Origin of the sequence: Paenibacillus sp. AK121 (genome assembly GCF_019042715.1) — a bacterium.
In the GTDB taxonomy this organism is placed as follows: Bacteria; Bacillota; Bacilli; order Paenibacillales; family Paenibacillaceae; genus Paenibacillus; species Paenibacillus polymyxa_C.
This window is the reverse complement of sequence record NZ_JAHPJM010000003.1, coordinates 235612-260663: the sequence shown is the minus strand read 5'-3', so window position 1 is coordinate 260663 and position 25052 is coordinate 235612. Positions and strand designations below refer to the sequence as shown.

Annotated in this window: 27 protein-coding genes and 1 other annotated feature; of the genes, 24 read left to right on the top strand and 3 right to left on the bottom strand. The window is 45.3% G+C overall.

Going from position 1 to position 25052, the window contains the following annotated elements; genetic code table 11:
- Positions 1-68: 68 nt before the first annotated feature.
- From KSP24_RS07495 to ytfJ, 4 genes are all read left to right on the top strand, one after another.
- Positions 69-863, top strand: coding sequence for a segregation and condensation protein A (locus KSP24_RS07495; protein ID WP_040103467.1), 795 nt, complete (start codon positions 69-71; stop codon positions 861-863).
- Complete coding sequence (gene scpB, locus KSP24_RS07490) at positions 832-1440, top strand: SMC-Scp complex subunit ScpB (protein WP_216974824.1); 609 nt, start codon at positions 832-834, stop codon at positions 1438-1440. The genes KSP24_RS07495 and scpB overlap by 32 nt, the downstream gene beginning before the upstream one ends.
- A gap of 142 nt (positions 1441-1582) precedes the next feature.
- On the top strand, positions 1583-2296 hold the full coding sequence (locus tag KSP24_RS07485; RefSeq protein ID WP_216974823.1) for a DUF2953 domain-containing protein: 714 nt from the start codon (positions 1583-1585) through the stop codon (positions 2294-2296).
- Between the two features lie 99 nt (positions 2297-2395).
- On the top strand, positions 2396-2887 hold the full coding sequence (ytfJ, locus tag KSP24_RS07480; protein WP_216974822.1) for a GerW family sporulation protein: 492 nt from the start codon (positions 2396-2398) through the stop codon (positions 2885-2887).
- A gap of 91 nt (positions 2888-2978) precedes the next feature.
- Here the strand turns inward: ytfJ and KSP24_RS07475 are convergent, their stop codons facing one another.
- Positions 2979-3701 (bottom strand): protein-glutamine gamma-glutamyltransferase, encoded by a 723-nt coding sequence (locus KSP24_RS07475; RefSeq protein ID WP_216974821.1) that lies wholly within the window; start codon positions 3699-3701, stop codon positions 2979-2981.
- A 210-nt stretch (positions 3702-3911) separates the two neighbouring features.
- Here KSP24_RS07475 and KSP24_RS07470 point away from each other — a divergent pair, with 210 nt between their 5' ends.
- From KSP24_RS07470 to KSP24_RS07445, 6 genes are all read left to right on the top strand, one after another.
- Complete coding sequence (locus KSP24_RS07470; protein ID WP_064962964.1) at positions 3912-5174, top strand: D-alanyl-D-alanine carboxypeptidase family protein; 1263 nt, start codon at positions 3912-3914, stop codon at positions 5172-5174.
- A gap of 63 nt (positions 5175-5237) precedes the next feature.
- The gene (locus KSP24_RS07465) at positions 5238-5981 is read left to right on the top strand and encodes a nucleoside recognition domain-containing protein (protein WP_025675641.1); all 744 of its coding nucleotides are present in this window, start codon (positions 5238-5240) and stop codon (positions 5979-5981) included.
- Positions 5982-5988: 7 nt separating this feature from the next.
- Positions 5989-6519: a spore maturation protein gene (locus tag KSP24_RS07460; protein WP_302054341.1), complete on the top strand. Its 531-nt coding sequence runs from the start codon at positions 5989-5991 to the stop codon at positions 6517-6519.
- 78 nt (positions 6520-6597) lie between these two features.
- The gene (locus tag KSP24_RS07455; RefSeq protein WP_013371714.1) at positions 6598-7356 is read left to right on the top strand and encodes a pseudouridine synthase; all 759 of its coding nucleotides are present in this window, start codon (positions 6598-6600) and stop codon (positions 7354-7356) included.
- A 109-nt stretch (positions 7357-7465) separates the two neighbouring features.
- Positions 7466-8182, top strand: coding sequence for a response regulator transcription factor (locus KSP24_RS07450; RefSeq protein WP_013371713.1), 717 nt, complete (start codon positions 7466-7468; stop codon positions 8180-8182).
- A gap of 1 nt (position 8183) precedes the next feature.
- Entirely contained in the window at positions 8184-9638 is a 1455-nt protein-coding gene (locus tag KSP24_RS07445; protein ID WP_058711107.1) for a HAMP domain-containing sensor histidine kinase, read from the top strand.
- 204 nt (positions 9639-9842) lie between these two features.
- Here the strand turns inward: KSP24_RS07445 and serA are convergent, their stop codons facing one another.
- A complete protein-coding gene (gene serA, locus KSP24_RS07440; protein WP_216974820.1) occupies positions 9843-11435 on the bottom strand; it encodes a phosphoglycerate dehydrogenase in 1593 nt (530 codons plus the stop codon).
- A 261-nt stretch (positions 11436-11696) separates the two neighbouring features.
- Positions 11697-11947: a binding site (T-box leader), on the bottom strand.
- 186 nt (positions 11948-12133) lie between these two features.
- On the opposite strand from serA, the gene KSP24_RS07435 reads away from it, so the two are divergent.
- Both KSP24_RS07435 and KSP24_RS07430 read left to right on the top strand, forming a co-directional pair.
- Entirely contained in the window at positions 12134-12721 is a 588-nt protein-coding gene (locus tag KSP24_RS07435) for a type II CAAX endopeptidase family protein (RefSeq protein ID WP_013371710.1), read from the top strand.
- The gene (locus KSP24_RS07430; RefSeq protein WP_058711104.1) at positions 12718-13059 is read left to right on the top strand and encodes a hypothetical protein; all 342 of its coding nucleotides are present in this window, start codon (positions 12718-12720) and stop codon (positions 13057-13059) included. Before KSP24_RS07435 ends, KSP24_RS07430 begins: the two co-directional genes overlap by 4 nt.
- A gap of 158 nt (positions 13060-13217) precedes the next feature.
- Here KSP24_RS07430 and KSP24_RS07425 read toward each other — a convergent pair whose 3' ends face one another.
- Positions 13218-14144, bottom strand: a complete 927-nt coding sequence (locus KSP24_RS07425) for a polysaccharide deacetylase family protein (RefSeq protein ID WP_216974819.1) — start codon at positions 14142-14144, stop codon at positions 13218-13220.
- A gap of 93 nt (positions 14145-14237) precedes the next feature.
- Here KSP24_RS07425 and KSP24_RS07420 point away from each other — a divergent pair, with 93 nt between their 5' ends.
- From KSP24_RS07420 to KSP24_RS07365, 12 genes are all read left to right on the top strand, one after another.
- A complete protein-coding gene (locus KSP24_RS07420; protein ID WP_064962968.1) occupies positions 14238-14615 on the top strand; it encodes a hypothetical protein in 378 nt (125 codons plus the stop codon).
- A gap of 196 nt (positions 14616-14811) precedes the next feature.
- Complete coding sequence (locus tag KSP24_RS07415) at positions 14812-15426, top strand: genetic competence negative regulator (RefSeq protein WP_013371706.1); 615 nt, start codon at positions 14812-14814, stop codon at positions 15424-15426.
- 84 nt (positions 15427-15510) lie between these two features.
- Positions 15511-16206 (top strand): glutamic-type intramembrane protease PrsW, encoded by a 696-nt coding sequence (prsW, locus tag KSP24_RS07410; RefSeq protein ID WP_013371705.1) that lies wholly within the window; start codon positions 15511-15513, stop codon positions 16204-16206.
- Positions 16207-16469: 263 nt separating this feature from the next.
- Positions 16470-17855 carry a germination protein YpeB gene (gene ypeB / locus KSP24_RS07405; protein ID WP_013371703.1) on the top strand — a complete coding sequence of 462 codons (1386 nt, stop codon included), beginning with the start codon at positions 16470-16472 and terminating at the stop codon, positions 17853-17855.
- Positions 17856-18020: 165 nt separating this feature from the next.
- The gene (locus KSP24_RS07400) at positions 18021-18680 is read left to right on the top strand and encodes a flagellar brake protein (RefSeq protein WP_216974818.1); all 660 of its coding nucleotides are present in this window, start codon (positions 18021-18023) and stop codon (positions 18678-18680) included.
- Positions 18681-18810: 130 nt separating this feature from the next.
- Positions 18811-19518 carry a (d)CMP kinase gene (cmk, locus tag KSP24_RS07395; protein WP_025675646.1) on the top strand — a complete coding sequence of 236 codons (708 nt, stop codon included), beginning with the start codon at positions 18811-18813 and terminating at the stop codon, positions 19516-19518.
- The gene (locus tag KSP24_RS07390) at positions 19515-20108 is read left to right on the top strand and encodes a lysophospholipid acyltransferase family protein (protein WP_165082337.1); all 594 of its coding nucleotides are present in this window, start codon (positions 19515-19517) and stop codon (positions 20106-20108) included. The genes cmk and KSP24_RS07390 overlap by 4 nt, the downstream gene beginning before the upstream one ends.
- A 118-nt stretch (positions 20109-20226) precedes the next feature.
- The gene (gene rpsA, locus KSP24_RS07385; protein ID WP_013371699.1) at positions 20227-21453 is read left to right on the top strand and encodes a 30S ribosomal protein S1; all 1227 of its coding nucleotides are present in this window, start codon (positions 20227-20229) and stop codon (positions 21451-21453) included.
- 147 nt (positions 21454-21600) lie between these two features.
- Positions 21601-22923: a ribosome biogenesis GTPase Der gene (der, locus tag KSP24_RS07380; protein ID WP_013371698.1), complete on the top strand. Its 1323-nt coding sequence runs from the start codon at positions 21601-21603 to the stop codon at positions 22921-22923.
- 11 nt (positions 22924-22934) lie between these two features.
- A complete protein-coding gene (gene plsY, locus KSP24_RS07375; protein WP_013371697.1) occupies positions 22935-23543 on the top strand; it encodes a glycerol-3-phosphate 1-O-acyltransferase PlsY in 609 nt (202 codons plus the stop codon).
- Positions 23536-24576 (top strand): NAD(P)H-dependent glycerol-3-phosphate dehydrogenase, encoded by a 1041-nt coding sequence (locus KSP24_RS07370; RefSeq protein WP_013371696.1) that lies wholly within the window; start codon positions 23536-23538, stop codon positions 24574-24576. The genes plsY and KSP24_RS07370 overlap by 8 nt, the downstream gene beginning before the upstream one ends.
- Positions 24577-24742: 166 nt before the next feature.
- Positions 24743-25018 (top strand): stage VI sporulation protein F, encoded by a 276-nt coding sequence (locus tag KSP24_RS07365; protein ID WP_064962974.1) that lies wholly within the window; start codon positions 24743-24745, stop codon positions 25016-25018.
- Positions 25019-25052 lie beyond the last annotated feature (34 nt).

Here is a 25052-nt window from a genome sequence, read left to right as displayed (position 1 = left end):
TAGAGCATAAGTGCTAATGGGGAAAGGTATTGTTGAATGATGATTGGAGTAAGGCAGGGGGAAGCACATTGACAGTCGTAAATTACAAGCTGGAAACATTCGAGGGTCCGCTGGATCTACTGTTGCATCTGATTGATAAAGCCGAGATTGACATTCAGGATATCCCGATTAGCGATATTACTGATCAGTACATGGCTTTTTTGCACAGTATGCAGGAGCTGGAGCTGGACATTACAAGCGAGTTTCTAGTGATGGCGGCGACGCTCTTATCCATTAAGAGTAAATTGTTGCTTCCCAAGCCACCTGTGATGGAATATGACGATTTGGATTATTATGAAGAAGAGGACTATGATCCACGCGAGGAACTGGTTCGCAAGCTGGTGGAGTATCGCAAATACAAAGGGATTGCTCGCCACCTGAGTGAACGTGAGTGGGAACGGAGTCTGATTTATGGCAAGGAGCCGGAAGATTTGAGCGCATTCTTGCCAACCGAACCCGCGAATCCGGTGCATGGGCTGCATGCAAGTGATTTGGTCGCGGCCTTTCAGCGTGCATTGCGCAAAGCTGAACGACGTACGACGGTAACCCGTGTTCATCGGGACGAAATTTCAGTCAAGGACCGTATCCGGCAAGTTATCGGGGCGTTAGAGATGGTGGGGACTGGAGGACGGCTGCTGTTCTCCAAGCTGATGCATGAGGATATGTATCGGCATGAGGTGGTTGTAACCTTTTTGGCTATCCTTGAATTGATGAAAATGAAGCAAATCTTCTGTTATCAGGAGAAGCTTTTCGATGATATTGTAATGGAGTGGAGAGGGGATTTACGGGTTAATGGATTATCTGAAGCTGAAATCAATTATTGAGGGGCTGCTGTTTCTTGCGGGAGAGGAAGGGTTGTCCACCAAGCAGATCGCCGACATTGTAGAGCAGCAGCAAGAGCTGGTTGAAAAGTGTCTGGAGGATATGAAACAGGACATGGAGCAGGGAGGAAGAGGTCTGCAGCTTGTCCGTATTGCTGGTCATTATCAGCTTGCAACCTTATCCGAACATGCACCCTATTTTGAAAAGCTCGCCTACTCTCCGGCACGTGCCTCACTGTCTCAAGCTGCTTTGGAGACATTGGCTATTGTGGCCTATCGCCAGCCCATTACAAGAGTTGAAATCGAAGAAATTCGGGGTGTCAAATCCGAGCGGGCCATACATACACTGGTCATCAAGGAGCTCATTGAAGAGAAAGGTCGAGCTGAAGCCATCGGACGACCAATATTGTATGGAACGACGAAATCATTCTTGGATTATTTCGGTCTAGGCTCTCTCGAAGATCTACCGCAACCGGAGCAGTTCGAGGATTCAGACAATTTGGAAGAAGAGACACAGCTATTGTTCGAGCGTCTGGAGAGCAGCCAGCCTGCGGAGAACGATTCGGATCTGGAATCCTAAGTTCATAAAATTTAAAAGACAGCCAGTCCTTACGTTGTTGAGGGCTGGCTGTTTGGCATTTTAAGATGCATGATTTTCCGCTGAAGGGTCATACTATTTTTGCCATGATATTCTATAGCAAAAGGGTAGGGAGGACTCGCCAGTGTGGAAATGGATCAGTATCGCCATCATCATCGTTATATTCATCGTACTGGCTATTCTGCTCTCTCGTATTCGATTGAAGCTGGAAATTGCCAAGCATGACAATGATGATCGGGCGCATCTAGAGATCAGAATTCTATACGGGTTGGTCAAAATGGATTACGATATTCCAGCCATTCTCATAACAGGTTTGAAAAAAGGGCTTCTCTATCGGCTTGACCGCAATAAAAACATACATAAAACGGATGCTTCTGTGGATAGCGGAAATATTGATATCGAAAAAATCAAGCAATTTATACATGATATACGGGTTTTGCTCAAGGGAACACAATCTTTACAGCGATGGCTGCGACATACATTGGCCCATGTAACAGTGTCCAAAATGGAGTGGTCTACCAATATTAGTCTGGCTGACGCAGCTTATACAGCGACCTCAACTGGTATGTTATGGGGGCTAAAAACGACCTTGATCGGTTTTGCTTCCAGCATTGTGCGCATGGACTGTACCCCAAAGGTGTTTGTTGTGCCTTATTGGGTGGACCGACTACGTTTTACTACCATCTTGAACTGTGAAGCAAAAATATCGCTCGGTTATTTAATCTTTTCCATGCTCAGATTAGCTTTCCGCATATGGCGTGTTCCGGGAGGACCAGAGGCATGGAAGCGGGTTATTTCCAAAAATCCTGAGCATCAACAAGCCAGCAGTGAGGAATAAACAGTGTAGAGGATTGACATACATATTTCCCTGAACCTTTGCGCACAATAGCGAAAGAAAAGCAGTCTACGCTTGAGATAAGCAGAGGAGGAATAAAACATGTCAGATCATCCGATTCAAGGGCTCATGCAAACCGCGATGGAGAACATCAAGGCCATGGTGGACGTGAATACGATTGTGGGAGACGCGGTGGAAACACCCGATGGTTCCGTTATTTTGCCAATCAGTAAGGTAGGATTTGGGTTCGCAGCCGGGGGAAGTGATTTTAACGTAGATGAAGAGGCGCTCCATACTTCCTCAGCATCCGGTAATCATAGTGGGAAGGAAGTACATCCTTTTGGTGGCGGTAGCGGTGGTGGTGTATCTATTCAACCCATTGCCTTTCTAGTTGTTGGCAAACAGGGAGCACAAATCGTTCCGCTGGACAATCAAACGCATCTGTTTGAGAAAATCATCGACTCCACACCATACCTGATCGATAAGGTTCAGTCTATCTTCCAGAATTCAGGCAGCAACATGCAGACTCCACCTCCACAGGTACCTGCAAATGCTAATACTGACCAAAGTCAATCTGGACCGGCTTACTTGTAAAAGTTATTGAAATTAAAAGTGTGCTCTCAAGAAGGTATCCCCAAGCCGAGCGTGGCCTAGGAATACCTTCTTTTTAGTATGAACTCGGCCTCTATTCCTGAATATACTGCCTTCCACCAATGACAGCATGTATACAGTGACTGAATTCTTGGTAATAAAATGTATTCATTGATAGTTCATTTTTTCGGTTTTCTTCGGGTGCGAACTGGGATAGGTAAACGAAGTCAGGGTAGATCACTTCATTCGTCATATAAGCAGATACCGTGGCATCCGGGCGACGATGTCGATTAAGAGAATCAATAATACCTTGAGCCGGCAAGATGCCAATCCCATGGCCATAGAAAGAATCTTCCTTCAGTTTGACGACATTTTCTCCCTTCCATTCCAATGCATTGGACGACACATCTGGATTGTTAAAATACAGAATGTCCCCAGGAACCGCTTTATGGCTGCCTTGCTGTTGTATAAGCCTGAGATCACTGTCATAGTGCCAATCATACAACAGCATATCTGCAAAAATCTGATTAAACTCACTTTCTAGAATGGAATCCAGTACTCCTTTGTACAACACAATAACCATTGCTGTTGCACATTCAAAAGCGTATTGTTGACCGTTTATAAAGATATCTCTGATCCCTTGCGCCGGAGTGACACCTGCTTTGATCCGAAAACCGCCTTTTTCCGTTAACTCCCAAAATTGTGGGTTGCAACGCGCGGTAGCAAAAGTGGCGAAGGATACACCACTTTGATGCAATGCTTGTGCGGACTCTACAATCCGCGATCTTAAAATCATTTCAAACTGTAATCGCTGCATGTTGTAACCCCCCGATTCATATTTAACGTTTAGTAACTAATATTATATGTGTTCAGGAGTGCAAGTTGCTTGGTTAACATAGAAAGAAAGCAAAAGAGGAGCGGCTAATGACTGTCCTGTACAAGGAATTTTCTGTTATAAAGGTGGACATACTTTGAACAGCTTGGACATAGAATGGTACAAGACTTGCTCAAAACCGGAGGAATCCAAATGTTTAAAAAAAAACAACATATCCATGCGGACCACAGCCATTTTAAGAATAAGGCACGCGCATTTGTTTTACCGCTAGCGCTTATGCTTGTTTTGTCATTGCCGCTTACATTGCTGAGTCCACAGCCTGTTCTGGGAGCGGTGACAACAGAAGCAACACCACCCGCGTTAGGAACTCATGCACAGGCTGCTTCTTTAATTGATGTCACATCAGGACGGATCATATATTCAGCTGAAGGTGACCGGGAGCTCCGAATAGCTAGCCTAACCAAAATTATGACGGCGATTGTAGCCATTGAACATGGACGCTTGCAGGACCGAGTAAAAGTGAGTTCAACGGCGTATGCCAAAGAAGGCTCCTCGCTTTTTCTGCAAATGGGTGAACAAATGACGCTGGAAAATATGCTATACGGCTTAATGCTCCGTTCGGGTAATGATGCAGCTTCTGCCATTGCCGAGCATGTTGGGGGGACAGAGGAGGGATTTGTCCATTTAATGAATGACAAGGCGGTTCAGCTTGGGCTAAACCATACGCATTTTGCTAATCCTCATGGGCTGGATGCCGATGGACATTATTCCTCAGCCAACGATATGGCCCGGCTCACTGCTTATGCGCTGCATAACCCAACTTTTGCCCGTATCGTAAAAACAGAACTGAAGAAAGCACCGAACCCCAACGATTCCTGGGACTATTCATGGCATAATAAAAACAAAATGCTGCGGCTGTATGAGGGAGCTGACGGTGTAAAAACAGGCTTTACTAAAAAAGCGTTTCGTTGCCTGGTCAGCTCAGCTACGCGTGAGGGGCGCCAGCTCGCTGCTGTTACCTTGAATGACGGGGACGATTGGAATGACCATGCCCGTATGCTTGATTACGGCTTTCGATATTATCCTCTCATTCCGATTACGGACAAGCAGCAGCCTATTGATGGTTACCCCCTCTTGACAGGGGCGAGTTTTTCTTATCCTCTACATGATGGTGAGAAGACTCAATTGCACAAAAGACTGGTGTTGTTTAAAAATTCCGCTTCGGCGGATAGAGCTGACGTGTCTTTTGGTTTACGAGGACGGGTCGAATTTTTACTGGAAGGTAAATTGATCGGTTCTGTTCCTGTATATGAAAAAGGTAGTAAGCTGCCTACTCAAACTATTGTACATCCACAGCAGGAGGCTCCGACTGCACAAGTTCCTGCAAACCATACTCAGCCACGAGGTTGGACGAGCAAATGGAATGAAATTCTTAAAAATCTGTTCAGATCATAAGGCAAGTAGGCTTGATGCTATAAAGCTGCGGTGTCACATCATTGGGAAAAGGGGGAATCAGTCATGATTCATCTCATATGGGTGGCTTTGATTTGTATAGGATTTGTATTTGCAGCCGCACAGGGAAATATAGAGGTGGTGACGAAGGCGGCTTTTGACGGGGCAACTACGGGTGTTACAGTATGCTTTGGACTGATAAGTGTGCTGGTATTCTGGATGGGCATGATGAGGTTGGCTGAAGACGGTGGGCTCTTGCAGAAAATATCTAAGCTGCTTTCTCCTTTGGTCGCCTTTCTCTTTCCTGATGTTCCGCGTAATCATCCCGCTATGGGCTACATTTTGTCCAATATGAGCGCCAATCTGCTCGGACTGGGGAATGCAGCAACGCCCATGGGGATCAAAGCGATGCAAGAGTTACAAACGCTCAATCCTGATAAGCAAACCGCTACACCTGCCATGTGTACGCTGCTAGCGCTGAATACAGCCAGCATTACGCTTATTCCTACTACGTTGATCGCCATTCGACTAAATTTTCATTCCGCCCACCCGGCAGAAATCGTCGGAACGACACTGGTGGCGACCGCAATAGCCACCTTTGCTGCCATTGCGGCGGATCGTTGGTATCGTAGTCGAGAATTGCGCCGCCGTCCTCCAGCGAATCCGCCATCCCAGACCTCCTTGGCGCCACGTACCACGCAAGCACCAACATCTGTGGCTTCTTCACATGTACCGCCCATATCTTCACCTGCCGTGCCGCGAACGCGAATCACAGCTACCAAGGGCAGGGACACCACTTGGAAAGGATGAGGGAGGCATGCTGAATTTTATTAACCTCGTATCGACTTGGGCCATCCCGGTTATTCTTGCTTTTATTCCTTTATATGCATATGCCAAAAAGGTCCCTGTCTACGATTCTTTTGTAGATGGAGCCAAAGACGGCTTTTCTACCGCCATCAGCATTATTCCTCATCTTGTAGGCATGATGGTGGCGATTAGCATTTTTCGAGCATCCGGCGCTTTGGACTATGTAATATCCTGGGTAACCCCGTGGATTAAAAACTCGGGCGTACCTGGCGAGGTGCTGCCTTTAGGCTTGCTCCGTCCATTGACGGGCACTGGTTCACTTGCGTTCACGACGGATCTAATTCGCACTTATGGTCCCGATTCCATGATCGGTCGGATTGCTTCAACGATTCAGGGCAGCACAGATACGACGCTGTATGTATTAACTGTATATTTTGGTGCGGTAGGTATCCGCAATGGACGATATGCCTTGAAGGTGGGACTATTTTCAGATGTGGTTGGTTTTGTGGCGGCTATTGCCATTTGTTTGCTTGTATTTTGAATTTTGCATCGTTTTTTGAACGGGGGTTGTGATTTTGCTCATGGATGGGTATCATTAGCATGAGGTGAATTAGCGAACATGGAAAGATTGCAGAAAATATTGGCCCAAGCCGGTGTAGCTTCCAGACGTAAATGTGAGGAGCTTATTCAGGCGGGCAGTGTGGAAGTAAACGGGGTTACCGTAACTGAGCTGGGAACGAAAGCAGACCCTGATCAAGATATGATTACAGTAAAGGGACGCCCGATCAAAACTGAGAAAAAAATCTATTTGATGATGAACAAACCCAAAGGGGTCATTACAAGCGCTTCCGATCCGGAAGGTCGCAAAATTGTGTCTGACTATCTAAAAGGCGTCAAGGAACGCGTATATCCGGTCGGACGTCTTGATTACGACACCGAAGGGCTGCTGTTGCTTACCAATGACGGAGAGTTCGCCAATCTGCTCACCCATCCCAAGCATCATGTGCCGAAGACGTATGTGGCTACAGTCAAAGGCGTTCCGCACGGTACTGAGCTGGACAAGCTGAAAAAAGGAATCGTGCTGGAGGATGGCATTACTGCACCGGCCGAGGTAGAATATAAGGATGTAGATCCGGACGGTAAGGAATCTGTGATTCAGATTACCATTTATGAAGGCAGAAATCGCCAGGTAAGACGGATGTTTGAGGCCATTTCGCACCCAGTCATCAGACTCAAGCGGATTGCTTTTGGGGATCTATTGCTGCAAAACTTGAAGCGTGGTCTCACCAGACCCCTAACCAAGGACGAAATCAACCGTCTCATTCAACTTGCCAAATCAGACAACACGAAAAAGAAACGGACAGGACGGGGGTCATAACCCCGGCCTTTTTGGCGTAAAGAGACTATTGGATGAGAGTAAAGTTTGACCAAGCACGGGAAAATAGTAAAATAGAGAGAATGCTTTTTTTAGCGAAGGGGCTGGGAATATGTCAGAACAAAGCAACCGCATATTAATTGTAGATGATGAAGAACGCATTCGCCGCCTTCTGCGGATGTATCTAGAAAAAGAAGGATACGAGATTGAAGAAGCTGAGGATGGCGAGATTGCTCTCCAAAAAGCGACTGCAAGCGATTACAGTATTATTTTGCTCGATGTGATGCTTCCGGGTATGGACGGGATTGAAGTGTGTACACGGCTGCGCCAAACCAAATCTACACCTGTGATTATGCTAACAGCCAAAGGCGAGGAAGTGAACCGCGTGCAAGGCTTCGAAGTCGGAGCTGATGATTACGTGGTCAAGCCCTTCAGCCCGCGAGAGGTCATTTATCGGGTAAAGGCAATTTTACGACGGTCGTCGGAGACTGCTTTTTTAACGAAAGAGGCTGTGCCAAGCAATAGTATTGTTTTTCCAAATCTTATTATTGAGCATGATGCACACCGGGTAACTGCAGGCGGAATTGAAATCAGTCTAACGCCTAAAGAGTACGAGCTGTTGCATTATTTGGCGGTGTCGCCAGATAAAGTCTTCTCACGCGAAGAACTGCTGAAAGATGTTTGGAATTACGAATTTTTTGGTGATCTACGCACCGTGGACACGCATGTGAAACGGCTTCGTGAAAAGCTGAATAAGGTATCGCCAGAGGCAGCGGCTATGATTACGACCGTATGGGGCGTAGGTTATAAGCTGGAGGTTCCAAAATAACGTGAACTTCTGGAGATCGCTGGTAGGCAAGCTGTGGATCACCATCATTTGTCTTGTAGGTTCTGTGCTTATTTTTCTGGGGCTTTTTTTATTGCCGTACATCAACAGAAATTTTGCAGCACATGAATCGACGGAGATCAAGCATTTATTCACCTATACATGTATTGTCGGATTTTTATTGACGACCTTTTTTGCTCTATTTCTTTTTACTAAAATCACACAGCCTATGCAGCTGTTGATTCAGGCGGCGAATGCCATCCGTGAGGGAAGGTATGATACTCGGCTTTCGCTGGTGACCAGCGATGAAATTGGAGAGCTGGCGAAAACTTTTAACCATATGTCTACGGAACTGGAAGCGACGATCCGCAGTCTGAATGAGGAGAAAAACCACTTATCCAGTGTGCTGCGAAGTATGTCTGATGCCGTATTTACCTTCGACAGAAGTGGACAAATCATCTTGACGAATCCGCCTGCACAAAGTTTGCTGGATATTTGGGAAAAGCTGGAGTGGCAGGGGCGTGATCTGGAGGAATTCGGAGCTTCTGTGCCTGAGCCTTTGCTGCCTTTGTTCCATACGGTTATGGACAGAGGCGAGGATGTCGGAGACTACATCCATGTCAAGAAAGGCTCGTGGTCAGTGCAAATGGCGCCGCTGTATACAGATAACGCTATTCGTGGTGCAGTAGCTGTACTTAGAGATATTACGGAAGAAGTAAAACTTGAGAAGATGCGTAGCGATTTTGTAGCCAACGTATCCCATGAAATCCGTACACCCTTATCTATGATGCAGGGATACAGTGAGGCTTTGCTGGACGGCATGGCGGGTTCACCGGAAGAGTCTGAGGAGCTAGTACAGGTTATCCATGATGAATCATTGCGTATGGGAAGATTAGTCAAGGATCTGCTGGATCTGGCCCGAATGGAGGCAGGTCATACAGACATGTACCGTCAGGAAGTGGATGTGAATGAACTGATCGAGCGTGTTCACCGGAAATTTACGGTTCGTTCCAAGGAACGGGGACTGACACTCGATTATTATGAGTCAGATCAACACTTGCTGTTGCCTGAGGCAGATGAAGACCGACTGGAGCAGGTGTTGACCAATTTGCTGGATAATGCGTTCAGACATACACCCTCTGGGAAAAAAGTTACCATTGCGGCGGATCAAATTCGGGGAGAACGGAATGAGTTAATCCGCATTCGTATTAAAGATGAAGGTGTGGGCATTGCCAGTGAGGACCTACCTTATATTTTTGACCGCTTCTACAAGGCAGACAAGGCTAGAGTACGTGGTGAGGACAAAGGGACTGGGCTGGGGCTTGCCATTGTTAGAAACATCGTAGAGGCTCACGGAGGCTCTGTCTCAGCTGCTAGCGTACTGGGAGAAGGGACGGAATTTACTATTTTGCTGCCAATCTCCATCAAAACAAGACAGGGCTCTGTAACAAGCTTATAACGACGGCTCATATGTCCCAGTTTGCAGGCATCCTCGGAAGAGGGTGCTTTTTGTTGAAAAATCAACATTTATCTTGTTCAACGTGGAACATTCAGTTTCAAGATGGATGCTTCTATGTTAGATAAGGGTATAAGAAAAGGCGCCTCGGTAGCCGGGCGCCTCTCTTTATAAATAAAACCAAGGAAGTTTTCACACTGACTGGAACTAATCCAGCACTACTTCTTGGGCAGTATTCAGTTCTGGCAAGCCTACGAGTTGAATCAGTACGTCTTTAGGCACAGCTTTGTCAACGGTCAGGATCATGATAGCTTCACCGCCAACAATTTTACGACCTACTTGCATAGAAGCGATGTTGACGCTGTTCTCCCCAAGCAAGGTGCCGACACGGCCGATAATGCCGGGTTTATCATTGTGTGAGATGAGCAGGAAATGAGCCTCCGGTGCCACATCTACCGGGAACTGGTTCAATCGAACAATACGTTCACCATAGCCTGCGAGCAGGGTGCCGGAAACACGTTGTTCTTCGCCGCTTTGCGTTTTGAGCGTAACGGTGATCAGGTTGGTAAAGCCCTTGGTGGCAGGCGCCTGAGAGACGATGAGATGAACTTCACGTGTTTTGGCAAGATGCACAGAGTTTACGATGTTCACATCGCTGCCCAGATGACGGCTAAGTACGCCTTTCAAAATATAACGTGTGAGCGGCTGTGTATCCACAGAAGACAAATCGCCAGCGTAATCCACCTGGATTTCACGTACAGCCTGGTTGGTGATCTGAGCGGCAAAGCTGCCCAGCTTCTCTCCGAGTGAGAAATATGGCTGCAATTGCGTCATGACATTGGATGGTACTGGAGGCATGTTGACCGCATTTTTAAACGGCTCATCCCGTAAAATATGCAGCACCTGCTCAGACACGTCGATCGCCACGTTCTCCTGAGCTTCGACAGTCGATGCACCCAGATGTGGTGTAACGATAATTTTTGGATGGCTCAGGAACGGATGATCCTGTGCTGGTGGTTCCGACTCGAATACGTCAAAGGCTGCACCGGCAACGATATCTTCATCAATAGCTTCAACAAGTGCCATTTCATCGATAACTCCGCCTCGGGCACAGTTGATGATGCGCATTCCTTTCTTCATCACTTCAAACTGCGGGCGTGCGATCATATGCTTGGTTTCTGGTGTTAATGGCGTGTGTACGGTCATGAAATCTGCGTTGCGGATAATTTCGTCCACGCTGGCTAGCTTGATGCCCAGCTTCTCAGCGCGTTCTTCAGTCAGAAACGGATCATAACCGAGGATGCTCATGCCAAATGCTTTGGCGCGTTTAGCTACCTCACTGCCGATACGTCCCATGCCGAGGACTCCAAGTGTTTTGTTACGCAGTTCGACACCAAGGAATGTTTTACGATCCCATGTACCACCGATGGTTTTAGCGTAAGCCTGTGGAATATGGCGAGCCAGTGCCATCATCATGGCAAAAGTGTGCTCACATGTCGTAATGGTATTGCCGTCAGGAGCATTAATAACGATAATCCCGCGTTGTGTTGCTGCTTCAAGGTCGATGTTGTCCACTCCGACCCCGGCACGTCCGACAACCTTGAGGTTTTTACCTGCCGCCATGATGCGTTCGGTTACCCGGGTTTGGCTTCGGACGAGTAATGCGTCATAGTCACCAATAATTTGAACCAATTCATCCTCGCTGAGACCTGTGTTCTTGTCCACCGTGACATCGTCTGCATCCATCAGCTGCTGAATGCCCAGGTCACTGATTGGATCGGATACTAACACTTTAAACATTTGGTTTCCTCCTCAAAGTTAACTTCTTTTATGGACAGGATGTACTTCAAACTGAAATACATTCCATAAAGAACATGAAAAAACATGAAATGCTTCTAAAAAGTACAGGAGAGCGGTCGAAACACTAGTGTGATAACGCATTGACGCAGAAAAGGAATAAAATAGTATTTTGCACCAAACTGACAACCAAAGGCCTTATGCGGAGTCGCTTTATGGTTTTCGGGCATCAAAAAAACTCCCGAATCACATACTATCTCCATAGTAAGGGACGAGAGTTATCGTGGTACCACCCTAATTCGCAGCCATTTCGCAATGGACTGCCTTCAGCGGTCATATAATGACCGAAAGGATAACGGTTTTCTGCCGATTGCATCTAATGTCGGAAAATGATTCCCTAGACCTCGATGCAATAACTCAGGAGCGCTGAAAGTAGTTACTTCGCCACCGGCTTCCACCCAAGCACCGGTTCTCTGAGGACGAAATCAATACCTTTTCTCCATCATTGTTGTTGTCGCTAATAATTTTTTCATAATGTATCATGGCTTACATGGGCATGTCAATAGGACATGCGACATGTGTGGATAGACGACTAGATACATAGCTACAGAATGCGGAAAAATTAAGATTTAAGTCTTCTTGAATCCGCCCGACTTTTTGGCTATGATGCTAAAGAAGACTAAGCAGAGGACTAACTAACTATGAAAAAGCTTAAAGTGAAATGGAAAAGAGCGCAAATTCATCAATTGAACGACCGCTTGCTGCTTTACAATTTGTATCTAACTCAGGGTCTGACCCTGCTGATTGGCGCAATCTGGATTATATTTCAGAAAAGAAATGTGTTTGAACTGTTTGCATTGCCCAACACTGTACACGTCTTATGGTGGGGATTGGGACTGGCGGCCGCTATGCTATTAGTGGATCTGCTGCTATCTCGGATCATGCCTGAGGATGCCATGGATGACGGTGGTATTAATCAAATGCTGTTTCAAAATCGACCGGTTTGGCATATTATTTGTATAGCTGCTATCGTTTCCATCTGTGAGGAACTTTTGTTTAGAGGTGCGATTCAGTACAGCTTTGGTCCTTATTGGACAAGCATTTTGTTTGCGGTTATTCATATCCGATATTTACGGCATTGGATTCCCACGGGCTGGGTTTTCCTTAGCAGTTATGGATTGGGATATATATATGTGCAGACAGGCAGCCTGTGGGCACCAATCATTTGTCATTTTGTGATTGACCTTATATCTGGCTTAGCGTTACGTTTTCGGAGGTATGAAGAATGAATCAGGAACTTAGCAGAGTGCAGACCTATGGTAGCCGCCGAAATGGTCGCAAAGGCAAGGAGGAGGACAGGTCAAAGCCCAAACCGGTTCGCTCCCGTGCTTCACGGCCCATGCCAGAATTGGCTGACGTTGCCGCTGCACCAGAAGTTGCTGTGACAATGGAGGAAGACATTCCTGCCAGTGAGTACCGAACACGGACAGAAATGTTTCCGTCCCGCCGTATTCGGGTAAGTAAGTGGTTTTTAAATTTTTTGAGCACTCTTTTTGTGCTTATTACAGCAGCGTTACTATGGTGGGGAATTAAGGGTGCACCACCCATTAGTGAAATGCTGTGGTGATATAAAGGCATTGTGACAGCTTGTGTCTAGTACGTGCGTGCAACGTTACTCTAAAAAGGCCTCGATCTCCACAAGTTATGTGGAGATCGAGGCCTTTTTACATTATTTATTTTTACGTCATCTACATTTGACCATACGAGCATATGCACAAGTGACTATTAACTGGCAGGAATCTCAATGCTTTGTGGATCGACAAATTGATAACCCTTCTGCTCAAGGCGCGTCAATAGACTGTCCAGTGCCTCCGCTGTCCATGGCAGTTCATGCATCAAAATATTGCTGCCTGGATGAAGTTGTTCTGTTACGTTTTTGAGAAGTGTCTCCGTTTTATGAGGTTGATTTTTTTTCATCGTCCAGTCCAGAGAACCAACGGACCATGTCATATATAAGAGCCCATTTTCCTTCGCCACCTTGCGACCTACGTCTCCACCAGCACCATGAGGCGGACGAAAGAATACGGGTGCTTGGCCTGTAGTATCTTTAACGATTTTTTGTACCGTTTCAATCTGTTTTTTGACCTCAGCCTCAGACTTGTTCTTGAGAACGATGTGGTCCCAGCTATGGTTGCCAATGGGCTGTCCACGATCATGGATGAGCTTAAGCAACTCAGGATGTTCTTTTACACGATAACCGTTTACGAAGAAAATCGCCTTTGCCTTGTGCTTATCCAATGTATCTATGATTTTGTTAATCATGACGGCTTCCTTCGGACCATCATCAAAAGTCAGCAACACCACTTTTTTTTCGGCACCTTGTTGGTTAGGAATTACATTATAAGCTTTGTCCAAGTGATACATTTTGTTAGTGGTAACCGCAGTTGTCGAAACTGTAGTTCCGTTGCTCCCAACGGCGGTTTTGTCATTTTGTGTATTTGTTGTACTCACTGATTTTTGCTCATCACTGTCTACTTGCTTACTGCTTCCTTTTGGGGAAGATATACTGCTCTGATCTTTGGCACTGTTACTTGAATCAGAAGTTACTGAATCCTGATGGTTATTGGAATCCGCAGATTCCGGCTTCGTCGCAGTGCAAGCACTAAGCAGCAGACATGCTGTTAGCAAAATGACTGCTGTTTTTGTACCCATTAATTCATCTCACCTTCCTGTATTTATACCGTATGAGTTTGTCTCTGCTGACGAACACTATGCTTGATTCTACCACAAAGGGAGGTTCTAATTGTGAAAACATCTTCATTTTTCCTGGGAATCGTCTTGGGGGCTGTCGCAAGCTCTCTGATCTCTCGTAACCGCAATGGTTTGGGCTTATCCATGGACATGGGCGGAAAAAAAGGCGGAAATTTGGTGCAGAAAGCTCGTACAAAAATGATGGACGCCGCTTTTCCAGGCATGGGTGATATTGCGCTGAATACACAAGACACCCACAAGGATCATGATCATCGTTCACAAGCAAATAAAACCGTTCATAACGCCCAAACTGCCAAGAGCAAAGAAGAAAATATGAAGTTGATTAAAGAGTTTATAAGCACAAGTCCCGATGTTAAACGTGAGGTCGAGCAAATACTGAAAGAAACTCATACAGCCGTACCGGGATTGTAACCCGAAACCTCTATTCCGAATCATTTTGCGGCTTTTTTGTTAAAGCCGTTCAAATGATTCTTTTTTTTATCATTTTTATTCGTGCATTTACGATTATAAAATGATAACATGATTACATAGAACCATTTTCATCACAGGCATCATATTTGAATCATAATCTGCTAATAACACTCGGCTGCCAGGAGGAGGGTCCAGTATGAAAATAGAAAGATTAAGTCAGGACAAGATACGGATTTTCCTTACCTTTGACGATTTGAGCGAACGGGGTATCCAAAAGGATGATATGTGGCAAGAAATTCCAAGGGTTCATGAGCTGTTTACTGAAATGATGGATCAGGCATACAGCGAACTGGGCTTCGATGCCACGGGACCGTTAGCTGTTGAAGTCTTTGCGCTTCCTGCTCAGGGAATGGTTGTTATCGTCACTCGGGGAAAATACGATCACCAGCAGTACGGTTCGGGTCCCGATGAGGAGCTTCCAGAGGAAGTCTACGAAATGGAAGTCACAATGGAGCACAGTGATTCCATCGTTTACGCGTTTAGCGATTTCGAAGTACTCATAGAAGCGGCTCATATGCTCCGCAGCAACACTACGGAAGCAGGTAAGCTGTATCATTATAGAGGAAAATGGATTTTGCATTTGGAGCCAGAAGAAGTAGAAGAGTCCAAGCTAGCAGCCTTAATCGCGATTCTGGCAGAATTTGGAGAAGGTTCATCCGTAACACCAGCTATGCTGGAAGAGTATGGCAAGCTGGTCATTCCTGAACAGGCAGTTGCTGTCATTTGCACCCATTTTGACAGCCGTTCTTGATTTGGTTTAGAAAGTGATAATGAAGTTAATTTGTCGGCTCTGCGCTGAAAGCAGGGCCGACTCATTTTTATGGAGGGATGATCGGTGCTTCTGTTTTCTGTTTTAGCGGCAGCTACAGCGCCGGGTCTCGCCTTATTGATGTACTTTTACTTAAAGGATCGCTATGATTCGGAGCCCCTGCACATGGTTATTAAAGTATTTTTGCTCGGTTTTTTAGTGGTGCTTCCGGTCATGATTTTTCAACGTGGGCTGCTGATTTGGCTAGGAGATGACACTTTAATTCAGGTGTTCGGTATTTCCGCTGGAGTGGAAGAGTTTTTTAAATGGTTCCTGCTGTATCACATCATCTATAACCATACGGAGTTCGACGAGCCTTATGATGGGATATTGTATGCAGCTGCAGTCTCACTCGGGTTTGCCACAGTTGAAAATCTGCTATATGCCTGGGCGGGGCATGCTTCGATCAGCATGATGTTAATGAGATCATTGCTACCGGTATCCGGTCATGCGATGTTTGGCGTTATGATGGGCTACTATATGGGCAAAGCCAAGTTTTCGGTAGACCTGAAGAGTAAATATATGCTGCTTCTGTCATTAGTGCTTCCATGGTTTTGGCACGGAGTATATGATTTAATTTTAACGAAATTTTCACACGACTGGATCTGGTTTATCATTCCACTGATGGCATTTCTATGGTATGGAGGGATGGCAAAAATCAGTCGAGCGAATAATCGTTCTCCTTTTCGAATGTTAAAACGGGAAGAAAAGGTTAATATGTAACGAAATGGGACACACTGATCTGACAAACCTGTTAGAGAAAGAGGTGTCTTTTTTGCGTATAAAAGTAAGAATTCATTGTAAAAGATGCGGAGAACGCTTTGTGCTGAGAGGGCGAATGGAGCAAGGGCAGATTCAGACCGGCTTTAAACGCTGTATTTGCGATAACTGTGAGTTTATTGTTGAAGTCATGGAAAACCATGCATAAGAGAGCTTTCTTCTTGTCACACTATCGGTAGTGTATTTGAAGAAAGGAGACTCCCAATATGTATAAGCGACTTAGTGCCGTATTGTTCCCGGTGGTTACCCTGATTATGATAGGAGCATTTGTGTGGGGTTATCAACAAAGCCAGATGAGAAGAGAGGTGTCTTCTCAGGCAAATAGAATGTCGATTAAAGCGGAAAATCAATACCAGCGTGCATTTCACGATTTGTCGTTTCATATGGATCAGCTGCATTCCCAACTCGGTAACGCGGTTGCTGTCCATACTACTTCACATGCAATGCACCGCAAATGCTTGATGAACGTGTGGAGGATTGCAAGTGAAGCCCAAAACGAGGTTAATCAGTTGCCTCTCAATGTAATGCCTTTTAATCATGCTAAAGATTTGCTGTCCCATCTATCTGCATTCTCGTATCAAACCGCTGTTCGTGATCTGGATCACGAGCCTTTAAACGAGAAAGAAATTTCGAATCTGAAAACGTTATATAACAATTCCAAAGAAATTTCGAAAAACATGCATGAGGTGCAGCAAAAGGTCATTAGCAAAAACTTGCGTTGGATGGATGTCGATATGGCGGCAGGTTCTCAAACTGGACCGAAGGATAACACCATTATTGATGGCTTCAAAACCGTGGACAAAAAAGTAGAAAACTACAAAGAACTGGATTGGGGACCGTCTGTTGCGAGCATCTATGATAAGCGCTCAGTGAAAAAGTTGAGTCTCCCGGCGGTGGATGCTGGACAAATTAAGCGAAATGCCGCTGACTTTACAGGAAAACCAGAAAGTCAGATTCGTGTGAACGAAAATGGTAAAGGAACAGAGTGGGCGTCTTTTACGGCTACGTTGCTAAATAAGCAGCAGCCTGTGGCCACAATGGATTTTACGAAAAAGGGTGGCAAGCTCATTTCTTATCATGACATGAGATCAGTAGGTCCTAAAAAAGCAACTCGTAATGAAGCGGTTCGCTATGCAAGTGAGTATCTTGAACAAAAGGGCTACAAAGGAATGAAGCCCGTAGCATATGATGAAAGCGGGAATTTAGCTAACATTACATTTGCGAGCCAACAAGGGGATGTGATTATCTATCCAGAAAAAATCACAGTCAGATCAGGCTTAGATAACGGACAAGTGATTGGTTTTCAATGCAGCGATTATGTATATGAGCACAGTCACCTCCGTCGTATTCCTCAGGCAAAACTGAATTTAAATGAAGCGCGAGCGAAGTTGAATCCTGAGTTTCGCGAAACTTACCACCGCAAAGCACTAATTGAAAATGAACTGTCGAATGAAGTTCTGTGCTATGAATTTGGCGGTAAAATTAACGGTTCCATTTATCGAATTTACATTAACGCGAACACGGGAATGGAAGAAACGATTGAACAGGTAAAAGATTCAGATGAAGCACAAGTTACGGCAAGTAATGCCTAGTTGATTACACTGAAATGAATCTATAGTCACTCTAAGCCTCCTTTATTAAGGAGGTTTTTTGTGCTTTAGTCATGGTTCTAGCAAATATAATGCTTAATATAGGCACAAAGTCGTGGTATTATATACCTTAATTATAGTTTTGAATGGACAAGGATGGTGAATCGTTTGTTTCCAAAAATTAATGATGTGTTATACATACAAGTTGCCGGTACCGATCAGAAGGAGGAATCTTTTGAATATAAGTCGCGTATTGCGGAAGAGGACTCACAGAACTTTCTAATTGAAATTCCCATGTCACAAACAAGCGGACACTTGAAAAAGCTGTTTCTTGGGGAAGAACTGTCTATATTTTTTATGAGTGAGGGTGGAATTAAAAACTATTTTAATACCCACGTTACGGGCTTTAAAGATGACGTCCTCCGGATGGTTCGTATTCACAAGCCTGCTCCGGACAGCATCAGCAAAATTCAGCGTCGAAACTTTCTTAGGGTAAAGGCCAACTTGGAAATTGCGGTTAAGCATGGTGCAAACGAATCTAGATTTGTAGCAGAGACGCATGATGTGGGAGGTGGAGGCGTATCTTTTCAGACTCAGGGCTCACATCATCTTGAAGAAGGAGAATCATTGTCTTGCTGGGTTTTGGTTCCATATAAGAACGGCACTCAAGAGCATGTTCCGTTCCAATCTGAAATTGTACGCATTCAGCAGATGGAAAATGGCCGCAAACTCATTATGTTGAAATATGAGAAAATCGCTGATCAGGAGCGCCAAAAACTGATTAAATATTGTTTTGAAAGACAGTTAGAGTTTCGGGGGAAATCGTAATCATGCGAAGCTTTTCTTTTTTTAGTAAACCTGTCGCTTATTTTGCATCGCCTATAAATGTGTGGTATAATTTTCACGTCGCAGGCAATGCCTGCTTTTTTCTTGAGGTTAGGTTAGGAGGAATTCCCTGTTGGCAAGGCAACATGCATCTTTAATTAACAAAATAAATGTAGCCATTGATGGACCTGCTGGCGCAGGGAAAAGTACAGTGGCCCGCCTGGTGGCGAAAGCACTTTCCTATGTATATGTAGATACCGGAGCCATGTATCGAGCAGCAACGTGGTACATGATGTGCAAAGAAATTCCTGCAGAAAATGTACAAAAAGTGCTTCAACATGTACCTGAGCTGGTGATTGAATTAGTACCGGACCCCACAGGCCAAAAGGTTTATTGTAACGGGGAAGATGTAACCACTGTGATTCGTTCGATGGAAGTGACTAGCAATGTGTCACAGTATTCAAGTATTGCTGGTTTACGTACACGCTTGACCGAAAACCAGCGTGAAATGGCTGCGCGTAAGGGTGTCGTTATGGACGGACGCGATATTGGAACAACTGTGCTTCCCGATGCGGAAGTTAAAGTGTTCATGACCGCAAGTGTTCAGGAACGTGCCTCACGTCGTTTTAAAGAACTGAGCGAAACTGATGATATCACTCTGGAACAGCTTGAACGTGACATTGCGGCACGTGATAAGTTTGATGAGGAGAGGGAGGTATCCCCGCTTCGTTGCAGTGAGGACGCCATCGTGCTTGATACGACCCATATGGGCATTCAGGATGTCGTTGATACGATCGTATCTTATTGCTTAACGGAGAAGGATGGAGAGATCAGCCAATGATATATACTGTATGCGCCAGTATTTTGCGTCTCATTTACCGCGTTCTGTTTAGGCTTGAGGCGGTAGGCAGGGAAAATGTTCCTGCTGAGGGTGGAGTGCTGTTGTGTTCTAATCATATTAGTAATCTTGACCCTCCTACAGTTGGCATTTTGCTGAAGCGAAAGGTTCACTTTATGGCCAAAGCAGAGCTGTTTAATGTTCCTGTGCTGGGACCACTGATCGACAAACTGGGAGCTTTTCCAGTCAAACGTGGTGGTGTGAGTAAGGAATCCATTAAGCTGGCATTGAATATTTTGCGTGACGGTAAGGTTATGGGGATTTTTCCCGAAGGCTCCAGAGGAGCTGGGGGAATTGGTAAAAAGGGTGCTGCCAGTTTTGCACTGCGTAGTGGAGCGGCTGCCGTTCCGGTCGCCATTATTGGTGATTACAAGCTTTTCCGTAAAACGAAAGTGATATACGGTAAACCTGTTAATTTGGACGCTTACCAAAAGGGTGCCGATGTCGAAGGAGATCCTCTTGAACTGGCAACAGAAGCAATTATGTCACGTATTCGCACAATGAAGGAAACTGGTAAGCCTACGAATGATTGAAAGGCTTGCATGAATTGTGTCTAAGCTTGGAAAACTAGAGCAAAAATGTATTTTGTTTTGAACTCTGCTATGCGCAGGTTTAAATAAATGGTTTTTTTGAATTGAGGAGGGTATTGACATGTCGGAAGAAATTAAAAATCAAGAAGCTGCTGAAGCGGCAAATCAAGACGAGCTCGATCAAATCGTTTCCCTGAAAAAAGGTGACACCGTTAAGGGTACAATTGTGAAATTGGAAGATAACCAAGCGGTAGTAAGCATTGGATATAAATACGATGGAGTTATTCCAATTCGCGAATTGTCTTCTGGTCTGGATAATGCAGAAGAAGCAGTACAAGTAGGCCAAGAGGTTGAAGCTAGAATTATCAGCATCGACGACGGCAAGGAAAAACTTGTTCTGTCCAAACGTGCAATCGACAGTGAAAATGCTTGGGAAAAGTTGGAGCAACTGTTCGAAAGCAAAGAAGTATTTGAAGTTGTTGTGAATGATGTTGTTAAAGGCGGCATCGTAGTAGACGTGGGTCTGCGCGGATTCATCCCTGCATCCATGGTAGAACGCCATTTTGTTGAAGATTTCAGTGATTACAAAGGCCGCACATTGCGTGTTGTTGTAAAAGAACTGGATCGTGAAAACAACAAAGTGATCCTTTCCCAAAAAGACGTTCTGGAAGCAGAATTCGAAGCTAACAAGCTTAAAGTAATGGCTGAGCTGAAAGAAGGACAAGAAATCGTTGGTACGGTTCAACGTCTTACTCAGTTTGGTGCTTTCGTAGATGTTGGCGGAGTGGACGGTCTGGTTCACGTATCTGAAATTGCTTGGACTCATGTTGATAAGCCTTCTGACGCTGTTTCCGAAGGAGATCAAGTGAAAGTGAAAGTCTTGAAAGTAGATCCTGAAAAAGGAAAAATCAGCCTGAGCATGAAAGCTGCACAGCCTGGTCCTTGGGAATCGGCTGCTGGACAATTCAATAACAATGACATCGTAACTGGTGTTGTTAAACGTTTGGTTAACTTCGGTGCATTCGTTGAGATTGCTCCTGGTGTGGAAGGTTTGGTTCATATTTCTCAAATTTCCCACAAACACATTGGAACTCCACAAGAAGTTCTGGAAGAAGGACAAGAAGTTAAAGTTAAAATTCTTGAAATGAATCCTTCTGAAAAACGTGTTAGCCTGAGCATTAAAGAAACTGAGGAAGCTCCTGAAGCCGCTCCAAAAGCAGAAAGAGCACCACGTGCATCTCGCGCGCCTCGTGAGGAACTGAATAATCCTAACGTTTCCCTCAACAATTCCGGACTGAGCATTACGCTTGGCGAGCGTTTTGGCGATAAGCTGAACAAATTTAAATGAGTTTAAATCAATACATTTTATTATAAGCATAACGTACACCATCGGCGGACCCAGAGGGTTCGCCGATTGTTGTTACGTCACTATATCGCCAATAGGTATGTTTTTTGCTATGATGATAGCGGAAGAATTGACAGGAGGAGTGAATTTATGGCAAGACCCGTTGTGGCTATCGTTGGTCGTCCGAATGTGGGGAAGTCCACGATTTTTAATCGGATTATCGGGGATCGTTTGTCCATCGTGGAAGATAAACCGGGAATCACTCGTGACCGTATTTACGGTATATCGGAGTGGAATGGTAAATCCTTCAGTATTATTGACACCGGCGGCATTGAGATTGATGGTGAGGATGTTATCTTGAAGTCCATCCGTATGCAGGCCGAACTTGCAATAGAAGAAGCAGATGTTATTGTGTTCATGAGCGATGCAAAAGCAGGAATAACGCAAGCGGATGAAGAGGTAGCTCAAATGCTATATCGTTCGGGTAAACCGATCATCGTAGCAGTAAACAAGGTGGACAACCTCAGTCGCGCCGATCTGATCTATGAGTTTTATTCTTATGGATTTGGTGATCCAATTGCTGTTTCTGGTAGTCATGGCACAGGGATCGGTGATTTGTTGGATGCAATTACGTCCAATTTACCTGAGCTAGAAGAAGATCATTATGACGAAGACGTTATACGTGTCGCTTTGATCGGACGTCCGAATGTAGGTAAATCTTCACTCGTTAATGCCATTCTAGGTGAAGAACGGGTTATCGTCAGTGACATTGCAGGTACAACACGTGATGCAATTGACACGCCTTTTGAAAAAGACGGACAAAAGTATGTACTGATTGATACGGCAGGTATGCGCAAACGTGGTAAAGTATACGAAACGACAGAAAAATATAGTGTAATGCGTGCGATGCGTGCCATTGAGCGTGCAGATGTTGTACTGGTCGTTATTAACGGCGAGGAAGGCATCATTGAGCAGGATAAACACATTGCTGGCTATGCTTATGAAGCGGGTAAAGCCTCGTTGTTTGTCGTTAATAAATGGGATGTCGTAGATAAAGACGATAAAACGATGCACCAGTTTGAGACGAAAATCCGTGACCACTTTCTGTTCATGACCTATGCTCCGATTGTGTTCTTATCTGCAAAGACAAAGCAACGTCTGCAAAAGTTGCTTCCAGTTGTGCAGCATGTGGCACAGCAGCATGTCATGCGTATTCAGACACATCTGCTGAATGATGTCATTTCCGACGCGGTTGCCATCAATCCACCACCAACAGACAAGGGCCGTCGTCTGCGTATTAACTATGTGACTCAGGTTGCTGTTAAACCGCCTACGATGGTTGTATTCGTAAATGATCCAGAGATAATGCACTTCTCTTACGAGCGTTATCTGGAGAACAAAATTCGCGCCGCCTTTAATTTTGAAGGAACTCCAATTCGTATATTTACCCGGCGCAAGTCTGACGAAAGTTAGGAGCGAATAGGTTGATTTTACAGATCGTTGCCATCGTACTCAGTTACTTGCTTGGCTCTGTCAGCTTTAGTTTGCTGTATGGAAAATTAAAAGGAATCGACATTCGCCAGCATGGAAGCGGCAATGCCGGTGCGACGAATACGCTGCGCGTGCTTGGAAAAGGCCCAGCTATTCTGGTACTGCTGCTGGACGTACTTAAAGGGGTTATTGCGGTGCTGATAGGGCACTGGTTGGGTGGAGAATCATCCTGGTTACCGGGTTTGTGTGGCATTGCGGCGATTGCGGGCCATAACTGGCCGGTATATTTTCACTTTCGCGGAGGCAAAGGGATTGCGACTGCCATTGGTGTATTGGCATCGCTTGCCTTGCTCCCGGCATTATATGCCGGAATCATTGCGATACTTGCCATCGTAATAACGCGTTATGTATCCCTGGGATCGCTAATTTTTGTTATTTTGACCCCTTGGATATTACTCGTACTTGGTTATGCTTGGCCGTTATTTTGGACAGCTCTAATCATTTGCCTGTTCGCTGTGTGGAGACACCGTACTAATATAGTCAAGTTGGCACGGGGAAATGAGAATAAGCTTGGCTCCAAAGGAGGAGATCGTCTTGTCTGAGAAAATAGCTGTGCTGGTAGCAGGTAGTTGGGGAACAGCCCTAGCTTCCGTACTTGCGACCAATAACAACGATGTCTCTGTCTGGACGAGAAGCGAACAGCAAGCTGCTGAGATCAATGAGAAGCATACGAACGAGCATTATTTACCAGGCTCTATTTTGTCTGATCGCATTTCAGCTACAACGGATATGCAGACTGCGGTATCTGGAGCAAAAGCGGTGATCATCGTATCTCCTTCGTCTGCCGCTCGGCAGGTTGCACGTAGTTTGAAGGCTCATTTCACCAAGGATATGCTGGTAGTACATGCCATTAAGGGCTTTGAAACAGAGACACTCAAGCGTATGTCCACGGTGATCTCGGAAGAGCTGGAAATCGCGGAGGACGATATTGCCGTGCTATCAGGCCCGAGTCATGCGGAGGAAGTGGTGAAGAAATGTCCTACAACGGTTGTTGTAGCTTCTTCCAATGAGAAGGCAGCACAGGCTGCTCAGGGGCTGTTCATGAACTCCTATTTCCGCGTCTATACAAACCGGGATTTGCTCGGTGTCGAACTGTCCGGTGCTTTAAAAAACATTATCGCACTGGGTGCGGGGATGTCGGATGGACTTGGCTTCGGTGATAATGCTAAAGCGGCTTTGTTGACCCGTGGATTGGCTGAGATTACCCGTGCCGGAGTTGAGATGGGGGCTAATCCATTAACCTTTGCCGGACTTGCGGGTATAGGTGATTTAGTTGTGACGGCAACGAGTCGTCACAGCCGCAACTGGCGTGCAGGGTCATTATTGGGACAGGGCCAACAGCTTGATGCCGTACTGGAATCTATGGGTATGGTCGTAGAGGGAATTCGTACGACAAAAGCAGCATACGCTATCTCACAAAAATTAGGTGTTCAAATGCCTATTACAGAGGTGCTGTATGGAGTGTTGTTTGAAGGACGTGACGTCCGCAAAGCTGTTGAGGCATTAATGGGTCGCGATCCGAAAACCGAGATGGAAGTCATGCCGCTTCAAACTTGGGAGCAATGGCATTCATAAGAGTACAGAGGAGTTTCTAAAGTATAAAGGTTGTCTCATGAGTAGATTTTTCTACGATGAGATAGCCTTTTTTAGTTAGGCGTTTGGCATGTCTTTTGTATGCTTAATCACCTTTTGTCTCCGTCACTCATAGACTGAGTTGAGCAATGGCGGAGGAGGGGAGATTGTGAGTAAAAACTTTCCGAAAGATGCATTGAAGGCCATTAACAAAAAAGGCGGCAAAAACATATCCGAAAATGCAGTGAAAAAGCTGGCAGGCACGGTAAAGCCGGACACGCTTCAAAATGAAACACAGTTGCGTCAGCTTATAAAACAGGTGTCTGCGATGGCTAACATTCCGGTATCGGAAGATACAGTCAGGGATATTGTCGGAGCCGTCAAAAAGAGTGGAATGAATCCTTCCAATATGGAAGCGTTAATGAAAATGATGATGAAAAAATAAAACGCTGGCCGCACGATGGTTCGTTTTTTTTACC